Origin of the sequence: Collinsella sp. LCP21S3_A9, assembly GCF_052118785.1 — a bacterium.
Classification (GTDB): Bacteria; Actinomycetota; Coriobacteriia; order Coriobacteriales; family Coriobacteriaceae; genus Collinsella.
The window spans coordinates 111,006-123,490 of record NZ_JBQKGN010000004.1; the positions used below are offsets into that span (position 1 = coordinate 111,006).

The window sequence follows — 12,485 nt, forward strand, 5'->3', positions numbered from 1 at the left end:
CCATGGGTACGGTAAGAAACGCACGCGTTAACCAGGGCGGCCCCAAATGCGCCGGCGTTGTGGGCCTGGGTCTGATCGGCGGCAGCTTTGCCCGCGGCTATGCGCAGGCGGGCGTCCGCGTGCTGGCCTGGGACCCCGACGATGACGTCATGACGGCCGCCAGCATGGGCACCGTCGCCGGCGAGCTCAGCGACGAGACGCTCGGCGAGTGCGACATCATCGTGCTGGCCTGTTACCCCGAGGCCTGCATCGAGTGGCTCGAGACGCACGCCCAGGCACTCGCCGACGCCACCGATACCGAGGCCATCATGGGGCCCGTGGTGATTGACACCGTGGGCGTGAAGGGCATCGTATGCGAGCGTGCCTTCGAACTCGCCCGCGAGTACGGGTTTTACTTTGTGGGCGCGCACCCCATGGCGGGCACCCAGTACTCGGGCTACGCTCACTCCCGTGCCGACCTGTTCCAGGGCGCGCCACTCGTGCTCGTGCCGCCCGCGGTGGACGATGCGCTCAAGCTTGAGCTTTTAGGCCAGGTGCGCGAAATGGTGCGCCCCTTAGGCTTTGGCAAGTTCAGCGTGACCACCGCCGCCGAGCACGACCGCGTGATCGCCTTTACGAGCCAGCTCGCGCACGTCGTCTCAAACGCCTACGTCAAAAGCCCGACTGCCCAGGTTCACCACGGCTTTTCGGCCGGTAGCTACCGCGACCTTACCCGCGTGGCGCACCTCAACCCGCAAATGTGGTCCGAGCTCATGATTGACGACGCCGATGCGCTCGCCTTCGAGATCGACCATCTGATCGACTCGCTCGGCGCCTACAGCCGTGCGCTCAAGGACCGCGACCAGCGCTATCTTGAGAATCTCCTTGCCGAGGGCGACCGCATCAAGCGCGCGCTCGACGACGAGGCCACCCACTAGACCACCTATCACGCCAGGTCGAAAGGACCAAAGCTTATGGCGATTACCATCGATATCGACACCGCACGCCCCTACCAGGTGCACGTCGGCACGTTTTTGCTGGAGCAGGCGGGCCCGCTCGTGCGCGCCACCGCCGGCGGATCGCGCGCCGTCATTGTGACAGACACCAACGTGGGTCCGCTCTACCAAATGCCCGTTAAGCAGAGCCTGGAGGCTGCGGGCTATACGGTGAGTGTCTGCACCTTCGAGGCCGGCGAGGCCCACAAGCGCGCCGAGACCTACATCAACATCTTGGAGTTTGTGGCCGAGCACGAGCTTTCGCGCTCCGACGTGATCGTGGCACTCGGCGGCGGCGTTGTAGGCGACGTGGCTGGCTTTGTGGCCGCCACCTACATGCGCGGCTGTAAATTTGTGCAGATCCCCACGAGCCTGCTCGCTATGGTTGATTCGTCGGTGGGCGGCAAGACGGCCATCGACCTGGCCGCCGGCAAAAACCTGGCCGGCGCCTTTTGGCAGCCGAGTGTTGTTATTGCCGACGTGGGGTGTCTCGCCACCCTCACGCCCGAGCAGTTCGCCGACGGCTGCGGAGAGGTCGTCAAACACGCCGTGATCGCCGACCCCGAGCTTTTCACCGAGTTGGAGAAAACCCCGCTCACACTGGAGCTCCTCAACCGGGACGTGGCCCGTGTGGCGCTCATCATCGCCCGCAATATCGACATTAAACGCGCCGTGGTTGTCGCCGATGAGCGCGAGACCAACCAGCGCAAGCTGCTCAACTTTGGACACAGCGCTGGACACGCTGTCGAGGCCTGCGAGCACTTTGAGCTGGGACATGGCAACTGCGTGTCGATCGGCATGGGCATCATCACGCGCGCCGCAGCCCTGCACGGCATTTGCGACGCCGAGCTGCCCGGCCGCATCGAGGAGCTCTGCGCCCGCCACGGCCTTAAGACCCGCTGCGAGCTTTCGGCCGACGCCGTCTTTGCCGAGGCACTCCACGATAAAAAGCGCGCCGGTGACACCATCGACCTGGTAATTCCGCACGGCATTGGCCGCTGCAGCATCGACCGCACGCCGCTTTCCGTCTTTCATGATTTAATTGCCGAGGGCCTCGGCCAGAAGGGAGACGCCTCCACATGCTAGCCCGCATCACTCCGTCCCCACTCAAGGGCACCGTCCCCGCCATCGCATCCAAGTCGATGGCGCACCGCCTGATCATCTGCGCCGCCCTTGCCAACGGAGAGACGCATGTGACCTGCAACACCACCTGCGCCGATATCGAGGCCACGGTGCGCTGCCTCACGGCGCTCGGCGCCCGCATCGAGACCGTCGAGGATGGCTTCCAGGTCCATCCCACTATGAAGAGTATTGAGTTTGGCCTGCTCAAAGCACTTGCCGGCGGCACGCTCGACTGCGGCGAGAGCGGCTCCACCCTCCGCTTTATGCTACCCGTCGCCTGCGCGCTGGGGGCAGAGGCAACCTTTGTGGGCCAGGGCCGTCTGGGCGCCCGCCCGCTCTCCCCGCTCTCGGACGAGATCATCGCCGCCGGCTGCGACCTGCAGGGCCTGGGCGGCTTTCCGCTCAAGACAAGTGGCCGCATGCGCCCGGGTACTTTTATCCTGCCGGGCAATGTGAGCTCACAGTACATCTCCGGTCTACTGTTGGCGGCCCCGCTGCTGGCCCAGCCCTCCTGCGTGCAGGTGACCGGCCTTATCGAAAGTCGCCCCTATATCAACCTGACCATCCAGGCCATGAAGGCCTTCGGCGTCGAGGTCAACGTCGAGCGCATCCCCGCCAAGAATGGCAAGCCCGAGGTCACGAACTTCCGCGTGAGCAGCGGCTCGTACCGCACGCCTGGCAGCGTGGCTGTCGAGGGCGACTGGTCCAACGCCGCCTTTTGGCTGTGTGCCGGCGCCATCGGCTCCGACCCCATCACCGTCGAGGGCGTGTCGCTGAGCTCCGCGCAAGGCGACCGCAACGTGCTTGCCGCGCTTTCGCGCTTTGGCGCCCGCATCGTGCGCTCCACCAACGCCGCCACCGTGCAGTCCGATAAGCTCGCCGGCTTTGAGATGAGCGCGCACGACATCCCCGACCTGGTACCCGTTATCTCGGCCGTGGCATCGCTGGCACAAGGCCGCACGTTCATCCGCGATTGCGCCCGCCTACGCATTAAGGAATCCGATCGCTTGGCTACCACCACCCGTGAGCTCACCGCGCTGGGCGCGCAGGTGCGCATTGCCGGCGACGACCTCATCATCAAGGGTGTCGATGCCTTTACCGGCGGCGAGGTCGATTCGCACAACGACCATCGTATCGCCATGATGGCCGCCATCGCCGCGAGCCGTGCTACCGGCGAAGTTGTGATCCACGGCGCCGAGGCCGTCAACAAGTCCTATCCCGATTTCTTTGACCACTACCGCCTGCTGGGCGGCAAGGTCACGCTCGAGGAGGAGTAGCATGTCCTCGACCTTTGGCAACGTTTTGCACTTAAGCATCTTCGGCCAGTCGCACTCCCCCGCCATCGGCTGCTCGCTCGACGGCATTCCGGCAGGTATCGCCGTTGACCAGGAGCAGCTGCAGGCCTTCCTCGATCGTCGCGCCCCCGGTCGCGACGAGACCGCGACCAAGCGCCGCGAGGCCGACGCCGCGCACATCATTGCCGGTGTGGTCGATGGACACACCACCGGCGCGCCCATCGCTGCGATCATTGAGAACACCAACACGCGCTCCAAGGACTACTCCGAGCTGCGCCGCAAGCCACGTCCGGGCCATGCGGACTACCCCGCGCGCGTGAAGTACCACAACATGCACGATGTCGCCGGTGGCGGACATTTCTCCGGCCGCCTGACGGCCCCCTTATGCATCGCCGGCGGCATTGCGCTGCAGGCGCTCGAGGCCCGCGGCATCAAGGTGATGGCGCACGTCGCGCAGATCGGCGGCATTTCCGACCTGCCCATGGACGACATGGTCTATCGCGAGTCCGACCGCAAGGCGATCCTTACGAACGATCTGCCGTGCATTGACGCCGCCGCAGCCGGCCGCATGCGCGAGGAGATCCTAGCCGCACGCGACGAGCTTGATAGCATCGGTGGCATCGTGGAGTGCGGCATCTACGGCCTTCCCGCGGGCATCGGCGACCCCATGTTCGACGGCATCGAGAACCGCATCGCGCAAATCGCCTTTGGCATTCCCGCCGTAAAGGGCGTGGAGTTTGGTATGGGCTTTGCCGTGGCCGCTATGCGCGCCAGCGAGAACAACGATCCGTACCGCATAGATGCCGAGACCGGCGAGATTGCGGTCGAGTCCAACAACGCCGGCGGCATCCTGGGCGGCATCTCCACCGGCGCACCCGTCATGTGGCGGATGGCCGTAAAGCCGACGCCCTCCATCGGACGCGAGCAGCAGACCGTGGACATGGACGCCATGGAAAATGCGGAGCTCTCGGTCCACGGCCGCCACGACCCCTGCATCGTCCCGCGCGCCGTCCCCGTAGCCGAGGCAGCCGCAGCGCTGGCCATCTGGGACGCCCTCCTCGAGGACGCCGCCCAGCTTTAGCCCACCCACCCCGAGGGTAGCTAATTTGGGACGGGGCTTTTTAGCTACCCCCATATGCCAGTGAGTATTTGCCCCGGCACCCATCGATTCGCCGCCAGTCAAAGGGTAGCTAAAAAAGCCCCGTCCCAAATTAACTACCCCAGGCAACGATTCACGAAAGGGGTCTCCATGGACCTTGCCGATATTCGCCAGGCCATCGACGGCATCGATACCACGCTCCTCAATAGCTTTGTCGAGCGCATGGACATTGCCACCGAGGTCGCCAAGTCAAAGATCGAGATGGGCAAGGCCGTCTTCGACCCCGCCCGCGAGCGCTCCAAACTCAACAACCTCGCCGGCCGCGCGCCCGAGCGCTACGAGGCCCAGACCATCACCCTGTTCCGCCTCCTCATGAGCATGAGCAAGGCCGAGCAGCAGCGCTACATCAACGAGCTCAAGGGCATCACGGTGTCGCAAAAGGCCCATGCCACGGCAGCAGCATTTGACACACCTTTCCCTCAGACGGCCACCGTCGCCTGCCAGGGCGTTGAGGGCGCCTACAGCCAGATCGCCGCGTGCAAGCTCTTCAACGTGCCCGATATTGCGTTCTTCGAGACCTTTGAGGGCGTTATGCGCGCCGTACGCGACGGCTTCTGCGAGTTTGGCGTGCTGCCCATCGAAAACTCAACCGCCGGCTCGGTCAACGCCGTCTACGATCTTCTCGCACAGTTCGATTTCCACATCGTGCGTTCGCTGCGCCTCAAGATCGATCACAACCTGCTCGTCAAGCCCGGCACCAAGCTCGCCGACGTGCGCGAGGTCTACAGCCATGGCCAGGCCATCGCCCAGTGCGCCGGCTTTATCGAGGCCCACGACCTGCATGCCACCAAGTACCCCAACACTGCTATGTCGGCCGAGATGGTCGCCAACTCCGATCGCACCGACGTCGCCGCCATCGCCTCGCGCAGCTGTGCCGCGCTGTATGGCCTCGAGGTGCTGGAGCCCAATATCCAGGACTCGGACAATAACTACACGCGCTTTGTCGTCATCTGCCGCGAGCCGCGCGTCTATCCCGGTGCCAACCGTACCTCGCTCATGATCACTACGGCCAATGAGCCGGGCGCCCTCTACCGCGTGCTCGAGCGCTTCTACGCGCTCAACATCAACCTCATCAAGCTCGAAAGCCGCCCCATCCCCGGGCACGACTTTGAGTTTATGTTCTACTTTGACCTGGACTGCCCCTTTGGCAGCAAGGCCCTCGACGACCTGCTCGACTCGATTGACGACGTGTGCGAGAGTTTCACCTACTTTGGCAGCTACACGGAGGTGCTCTAGATGACCGAAACCGCTGCAACCCGCCCCTACGGCGTGCTGGGCCGCGTGCTGGGGCACAGCTACACCCCGACCATCTACAAGGAGCTCGCGGGGCTGGAATACGTGCGCTTTGAGCGCGAGCCCGAGGACCTCGAAGCCTTTATGACGGGCGACGAGTGGGAGGGCACCAACGTGACCATCCCCTACAAGCGCGCCGTCATGGAATACTTGGACGAGCTGAGTCCGCTGGCCGAGCGCATGGGCAACGTCAACACCATCACACGCCTGCCCGACGGCCGCCTGCGCGGCGACAACACCGACTACTTTGGTTTTCAGTGCCTGGTCGAGGAGTTGGGCGTAGAGGTTGCCGGCAAGAAGGTCCTTGTGCTCGGCGCCACCGGTGGTGCCGGCACCACGGCCAGCATGGTGCTCGGTGACCTGGGCGCCGTCGTGGTGCCTGTCGGCCGCACGAGCGATGTCAACTACGATAACATCGCGCAGCAGTCCGACGCGACGCTGCTCGTCAACTGCACGCCCGCCGGCATGTTCCCTCACTGCCCCGACGCTCCCTGCACGCTCGAAGGGCTCGATGCGCTCAAGGGCGTCATCGACATTGTCTACAATCCCGCCCGCACGGGACTCATGCTCGAGGCCGAGCGCCGTGGCATCCCCTGCATCGGCGGCCTGCTGATGCTCGTGGCCCAAGCGGCACAGGCTGTTGAGCGCTATACCGGCCAAGCCACCCCGCGCGAGCGCATCCTGGATGTGACGGAGCGCTTGTCTCGCCGCGAGCAGAACATCGCGCTCATCGGCATGCCGGGCTCGGGCAAGACCCGCGTGGGCGAGCAGATCGCCCAGCTAACGGGCCGCGAGCACATCGACTTGGACCGCGCGCTCGAGGAGCGTCTGGGCATGCCCTGTGCCGACTTTATCGTCGAGCGCGGCGAGGCGGCATTCCGCGAGCAGGAGACGTCGGCACTGGCCGACATCTCCAAGCGCAGTGGCCTGGTGCTCTCCACCGGCGGCGGCGTGGTCACGCGCGACGAGAACTACCCGCTGCTGCATCAGAACAGCCAGATCGTAATGCTCAACCGCAAGCTCGAAGAGCTCGCCCACAAGGGTCGCCCCATCACCGCCCGCGATGGCATCGATAAGCTCGCCGAGCAGCGCATGCCGCGCTACCGCGCCTGGGCCGATTGCATCATCGACTCACGCGACTGCGCCGCCAACACCGCCCGCGCCGTCCTCGACACCCTCTAAAACCTGCCAAAAAGGGACAGGTTTATTTTGGCAGGTTTTATCTGGGCAAACGCCGCAGACAGCAAGCCCCTCCACCAACCAGACCACAAAGGAAGCAACCATGAAAGCACTCGTCATCAACGGCCCCAACCTCAACATGCTCGGCATTCGCGAGCCGGGCATCTACGGCAGCGACAACTACGACCGCCTGGTCCAGATCTGCCAGGAGGCAGGAGCCGCACAGGGCTTTGACGAGGTCGAGGTCTTCCAGTCCAACCACGAGGGCAGCATCGTCGACAAGATCCAGGAGGCCTACGGCGAGGTCGACGGCATCGTCATCAACCCGGCTGCCTACACGCATACGAGCGTGGCCATCCTCGACGCCCTCAAAGCCGTCGCCATCCCCGCAGTGGAAGTCCACATCAGCGCCGTCGAGACGCGCGAGGACTTCCGTCAGGTGAGTTATGCGCGCCTGGCTTGCTTCGCCACCATCACCGGCGAAGGCCTCCAGGGCTACGCTCACGCGCTGGAGCTGCTGAGGGAGCATCTCGAAAAGTAGCGTCGCGAGCAAATCCATCAAAACGACTACGCGCTAATAAAGCCAGCGCCGGCAGTAGCGACCTCGCTGCTGCCGGCATTTTATTACTGGCATATAATCGTTGCAGTCACACTACGTCTGGAGACCCACATGCTGAGCATTCACCTGGGGGATTACCCCGGTTCCATCTACGATACCGAAACCTATTTTAGGAACTCATACTTGGACTCATGGTTCGAAGACCCCATGGCCGCACAGATTATTAAACGCGTGGACGGATCAGAGCTCATCGGTCCCCACAACATCGTAAGCAAGCAGCTGGGCTCAATCACTCCACTCGAACTGTCCGGCGGCGTTAAGACGCTGCTGCTGGTGCGCAATCTCCCAAATATGGTGTTTAACGCATCCACCTGCGGAGACAACTGTGCCCGCTGGCTACTCAAGATCGGCAAAGAACAGGATGTGCTGGTGACCCTTTACCACATCATGAAATTCCCCTGGAAGAACTTTGAAATCCGCATTGAAAACGATGGCCGCATCGTCAGGAACATGCAGGAGTTTGTCGGTGCCACGAATGACTTTTTGGATGTTGATGAGTAATGAGGGGAACGCACACCGTTGTCGTAGAGCGTGCAAAGGTCAAATACACGCTCACGTTTAAACGAAATATTTCCTTCATACGCGGCAACAGCGGCACGGGCAAAACGACGCTCATCTCGATGATTCGCGACTACAACGACCGAGGACCGGAAAGCGGCGTTGCACTCAGCTGCGACGTACCTTGCGAAACGCTTTCTGGCAGACGCTGGGAGCGCGAGCTGTCGATCATCGAAGATTCAATCGTCTTTCTAGATGAGGGTAACGAGTTTATCTACTCAAAGGACTTCGCCAAAGCCGTCAACGGCTCGTCCAACTATTTTGTTCTGATATCTCGTCGCGACGCCAACGAGCTCCCCTACAGCGTCGACGAGATCCTAAAACTGGTCAACACCACAAGCAAGACGATCAATGGCCGCAAGAGCGACAGGCGCTTCTACTCGGTGACCAAGCCGCTATATGACCACACGGCAAGTATGCTGTATCAGGACCTTAACGTAGGTTTCGACAATCCCGATGCCGTAATTGTCGAGGATAGCAAGTCTGGTTATCAATTCTACAGCGCCCTTTGCAACCGACTGGGAATCCCCTGCTACACCGCTACCGGCGTAGCAAACCTAAAACGAACGATTCACGAATGCCCCGAGCAAAACGTTCTTGCCATTGGAGACGGCGCAGCGTTTGGCCCCTACATCGAAAAGGTGCTGGGACAGCGCGTTTACAAGAACGTTCGCTTGTTCCTCCCGGAATCATTTGAGTGGACACTTCTGCGATCTGGCCTCATCCCCAGCAATGACATCCCAAAGATCCTCGAGGACCCTTCGAGTTATATCGAAAGCCGTGACTACCTGAGCTGGGAGCGGTTCTTTACCGATGTGTTGATCAAATACTCGGCAGACACTCGCTATGCCTACAAAAAGGCAAAGCTCAATGAGCAATACCTAAAGCCGCAAGCAATAGATGCAGTTGGGAGCGTCTTACCCGAGTGCCTACGGGCAGAATAGCGAGTCCTTAAGTTCATTTGGAAACCTGGCAACGCTCACGCACTGGAGCTGCTGAAGGAGCGTCTGCTACACTAACCCCAGGGACGAATACATCAGGCTTGTCTGTCCCAAATCTAAAGCAACTGTCCAATTGCCATACAAAGGAGCATATCCATGTCCCAGTACGATTACCTCGTCGTCGGCGCCGGCCTTTCGGGCGCCGTCTTTGCCAATGCCGCCAAGCGCGCCGGCAAGTCGGTCCTGGTCATCGACCGCCGCGACCACATCGCCGGCAACATCTACACCGAGGACGTCGAGGGCATCCAAGTCCACCGCTACGGCGCGCACATCTTCCACACCTCCATGAAAGACGTCTGGGACTACGTTAACCGCTTCGCCGAGTTCAACAACTACGTCAACTCGCCGGTCGCCAACTTCCACGGCAACATGTACAACATGCCCTTTAACATGAACACCTTCGCCAAGATGTGGCCGGGCGTCGTCACGCCGGCAGACGCCAAGGCCAAGATCGCCGAGCAGGTGGCCGCCGAGAACATCGGCGAGCCGCAGAACCTTGAGGAACAGGCGCTGTCGCTCGTCGGCCGCGACATCTTCGAGACGCTCGTGAAGGGCTACACCGAGAAGCAGTGGGGCCGTGATTGCCGCGACCTGCCCGCGAGCATCATCAAGCGCCTCCCCTGCCGCTTTACCTACGACAACAACTACTTCAACGACCGTTACCAGGGCATCCCCATGGGCGGCTACACCAAGATGGTCGCCAACATGCTCGAGGGCATCGAGGTGCGCTGCGGCGTGGAGTACAAGGAGCTGATCGCCGCCGAGCCCGATATCGCCGCCAAGACGATCTACTGCGGCCCCATCGACGCGTTCTACGACTTTAAGCTGGGCACGCTGGAGTACCGCAGCCTGCGCTTTGAGACCGAGACGCTCGATGAGCAGGACCACCAGGGCGTGGCCGTAGTCAACTACACCGAGCGCGAGATCCCCTACACGCGCATCATCGAGCACAAGCACTTTGAGTTCGGCACGCAGGACAAGACCGTTATCACGCGCGAGTACCCGGCCGACTGGAAGCCCGGCGACGAGCCCTACTACCCCATCAACGACTCCAAGAACGAGGCCCTCTACAAGCAGTACGAGAAACTAGCAGCACAGGAGGGCGACGTGATCTTCGCCGGTCGCTTGGGCGGCTACAAGTACTACGACATGGACAAGGCCATCGCCGCCGCCTTCGAGCTCGTCCGCAACGAGCTGGGCGTAGAGCCGACTGAGGCGTAAGACCACAACAGCCAAAGGCTGATAGCCATTCTGGGATGTAGAAAGTCCGGTGCAGCATCGCTGCATCGGACTTATTGTTGAGGGAGCACTGCGCGCCCACGTGCCCAAAAAGCAAAGACCCGGCATTAAACCGGGTCTTCAAAAACTCATATGGTGCTCCATGGCGGATTCGAACCGTCGACCTTGGGATTAGAAGTCCCCTGCTCTATCCAACTGAGCTAATGGAGCATAAAAGCCGCGCGTCCAAGCGGGTACAAGTTCACACGGCTAATAAATTATAACCTACTTGAACTGGTCGTGGTACGCCTTGCAGACCTCATCCACGGGACCATCCATGCGTAGATCGCCCTTCTCGATCCATACGGCACGCTGGCAAATGCGCTCAACCTGCTCCATGGAGTGAGAAACGAACAAAACCGTGACGTCGCCACTCTCGATAAAGTGCTGAATGCGGCGCTCGCACTTCTGCTGGAAAAAGACATCGCCAACAGAAAGCGTCTCATCGACGATGAGGATATCGGGCTCGGTAATCGTGGCGATAGCAAAGGCAATGCGCGCAACCATACCCGAAGAGAAGTTCTTCAGCGGCATGTCAACGAAGTCTTTAAGCTCGGCGAACTCAATGATCTCGTCAAAACTAGCGTCAATAAACTCCTTGGTATAGCCAAGCAGCGCACCGTTCAGATAGATGTTCTCACGTGCGGTAAGCTCCGGGTCAAAGCCGGCACCGAGCTCAATCAGCGGTGCAATATTGCCATGGACCTTAACCTCGCCTTCGCTGGGCTCCAAAACGCCAGCGATGATCTTGAGCATCGTAGACTTGCCGGAGCCATTGGTGCCAACAAGACCAACGACCTCGCCGCGATGCACGTCGAACGAAATGTGCTTAAGTGCACGGAACTCCTCAAAGAACAGCTCGTGCTTGGCGAGCTTAATAAAGTACTCCTTGAGGTTTGTAAGCGACTCAGACGCCATGTTAAAGATCATGGTGACGTCTTTGACCTCAACAGCAAGGGGCTGCTTGCTGTAATCAATAGCAGATTCAGTCATGAACAGCACTCCTTAGATGTAGAGAATAAACTTGTGCTCGGTCTTATGGAACACGGTATAGCCAATAGCAAGGGCAAGAACGGCCCAAACAACACACAGCCCAAAGGTAAGCGCAGAAGGCACGGTATTAAACAGGAAGATATCACGCATAAACTGGAGATAGTTGTACATGGGATTGACAACCACGAGCACCTGAATCCAATGTGCCATTTGGCTGATGTAATCGGTCGTCCAGAAAATAGGCGTCAGATACATCCAGGCCGTAATGACGACGGTCCACAGATGCATAACATCGCGGAAAAAGACCGCCAGCGCAGACAGCATCATGCCCAAGCCCATGCAGAAGCACATAAGCAACAGCAAGCAAACCGGCAGCAAAATTAAATGCCAGGTAGGAACCACACGGAAAAAGAGCATAACAAGGGCGACGGCAACCAAAGAGAAGGAAAAGTTGACAAGTGAGAACAGCACCTTCTGCACCGGGAACACCCAGCGATGGACCTTAACCTTCTTGAGTAGCGACGACGCCCAAATGATGGACATGAGTGCCTGGTTCGTCGACTCAGACATGACGGAGAACGTAATGTTACCGACAATCAGATACAACGGATACATTTCGGGCGTAATTGATCCATTGCGGCTCTGGCCAAAAATCGTCGAAAACACGATCGACATAACAACCATCATCAGCAGCGGGTTAAGCACGGACCACGCCACGCCCAGAACACTGCGACGATATTTGATTTTAAAATCTTTGGTGACAAGCTGCTTAAGAATGAACTTGTCCTTTTCAAAATCATTTTTAGCGTGAGAGGCCGGTTTAGCCACCGCTTTCTGACTCTCTACATTGTCAGCCACGGACCATCTCCTTGTCTCGTAAAACATAACATTGGAAAGTATAGCCCTCCCACGTTGACGATAACCCACCGCAACAAATCTGGAGAACTAACCCATATCTAATCAAAGGGGCAGGCGATAGGTATACTTTCGACCAGATGAGTCATTAAAGGAGGT

Annotated in this window: 12 protein-coding genes and 1 tRNA gene; 10 read left to right on the forward strand and 3 right to left on the reverse strand. The window is 60.1% G+C overall.

Features of this window, described 5'->3' with window-relative positions:
* Positions 1–2: 2 nt before the first annotated feature.
* From ACTQ05_RS02810 to glf, 10 genes are all read left to right on the forward strand, one after another.
* Positions 3–917 carry a prephenate dehydrogenase gene (locus tag ACTQ05_RS02810; protein WP_441537888.1) on the forward strand — a complete coding sequence of 305 codons (915 nt, stop codon included), beginning with the start codon at positions 3–5 and terminating at the stop codon, positions 915–917.
* Between the two features lie 36 nt (positions 918–953).
* On the forward strand, positions 954–2,060 hold the full coding sequence (gene aroB, locus ACTQ05_RS02815; protein ID WP_441537889.1) for a 3-dehydroquinate synthase: 1,107 nt from the start codon (positions 954–956) through the stop codon (positions 2,058–2,060).
* Entirely contained in the window at positions 2,054–3,373 is a 1,320-nt protein-coding gene (gene aroA, locus ACTQ05_RS02820; RefSeq protein ID WP_441054287.1) for a 3-phosphoshikimate 1-carboxyvinyltransferase, read from the forward strand. Before aroB ends, aroA begins: the two co-directional genes overlap by 7 nt.
* Position 3,374: 1 nt before the next feature.
* The gene (gene aroC, locus ACTQ05_RS02825) at positions 3,375–4,472 is read left to right on the forward strand and encodes a chorismate synthase (protein WP_441537890.1); all 1,098 of its coding nucleotides are present in this window, start codon (positions 3,375–3,377) and stop codon (positions 4,470–4,472) included.
* A gap of 168 nt (positions 4,473–4,640) precedes the next feature.
* Positions 4,641–5,786, forward strand: coding sequence for a prephenate dehydratase (pheA, locus tag ACTQ05_RS02830; protein ID WP_441537891.1), 1,146 nt, complete (start codon positions 4,641–4,643; stop codon positions 5,784–5,786).
* Positions 5,787–7,025, forward strand: coding sequence for a shikimate kinase (locus tag ACTQ05_RS02835; RefSeq protein WP_441537892.1), 1,239 nt, complete (start codon positions 5,787–5,789; stop codon positions 7,023–7,025). It abuts the gene before it with no gap.
* Positions 7,026–7,125: 100 nt separating this feature from the next.
* Positions 7,126–7,563, forward strand: coding sequence for a type II 3-dehydroquinate dehydratase (gene aroQ / locus ACTQ05_RS02840; RefSeq protein ID WP_441537893.1), 438 nt, complete (start codon positions 7,126–7,128; stop codon positions 7,561–7,563).
* A 129-nt stretch (positions 7,564–7,692) separates the two neighbouring features.
* Entirely contained in the window at positions 7,693–8,142 is a 450-nt protein-coding gene (locus ACTQ05_RS02845) for a DUF4869 domain-containing protein (RefSeq protein ID WP_427748113.1), read from the forward strand.
* Positions 8,142–9,143, forward strand: a complete 1,002-nt coding sequence (locus tag ACTQ05_RS02850) for a hypothetical protein (RefSeq protein WP_441537894.1) — start codon at positions 8,142–8,144, stop codon at positions 9,141–9,143. Before ACTQ05_RS02845 ends, ACTQ05_RS02850 begins: the two co-directional genes overlap by 1 nt.
* Positions 9,144–9,296: 153 nt before the next feature.
* Complete coding sequence (gene glf, locus ACTQ05_RS02855) at positions 9,297–10,421, forward strand: UDP-galactopyranose mutase (RefSeq protein ID WP_441063102.1); 1,125 nt, start codon at positions 9,297–9,299, stop codon at positions 10,419–10,421.
* A gap of 151 nt (positions 10,422–10,572) precedes the next feature.
* Here glf and ACTQ05_RS02860 read toward each other — a convergent pair.
* From ACTQ05_RS02860 to ACTQ05_RS02870, 3 genes are all read right to left on the reverse strand, one after another.
* A tRNA-Arg gene (locus ACTQ05_RS02860) sits at positions 10,573–10,649 on the reverse strand.
* A 54-nt stretch (positions 10,650–10,703) separates the two neighbouring features.
* Positions 10,704–11,471: an ABC transporter ATP-binding protein gene (locus ACTQ05_RS02865; RefSeq protein WP_117776189.1), complete on the reverse strand. Its 768-nt coding sequence runs from the start codon at positions 11,469–11,471 to the stop codon at positions 10,704–10,706.
* A 12-nt stretch (positions 11,472–11,483) separates the two neighbouring features.
* On the reverse strand, positions 11,484–12,329 hold the full coding sequence (locus ACTQ05_RS02870; protein WP_441063101.1) for an ABC transporter permease: 846 nt from the start codon (positions 12,327–12,329) through the stop codon (positions 11,484–11,486).
* Positions 12,330–12,485: the final 156 nt, after the last annotated feature.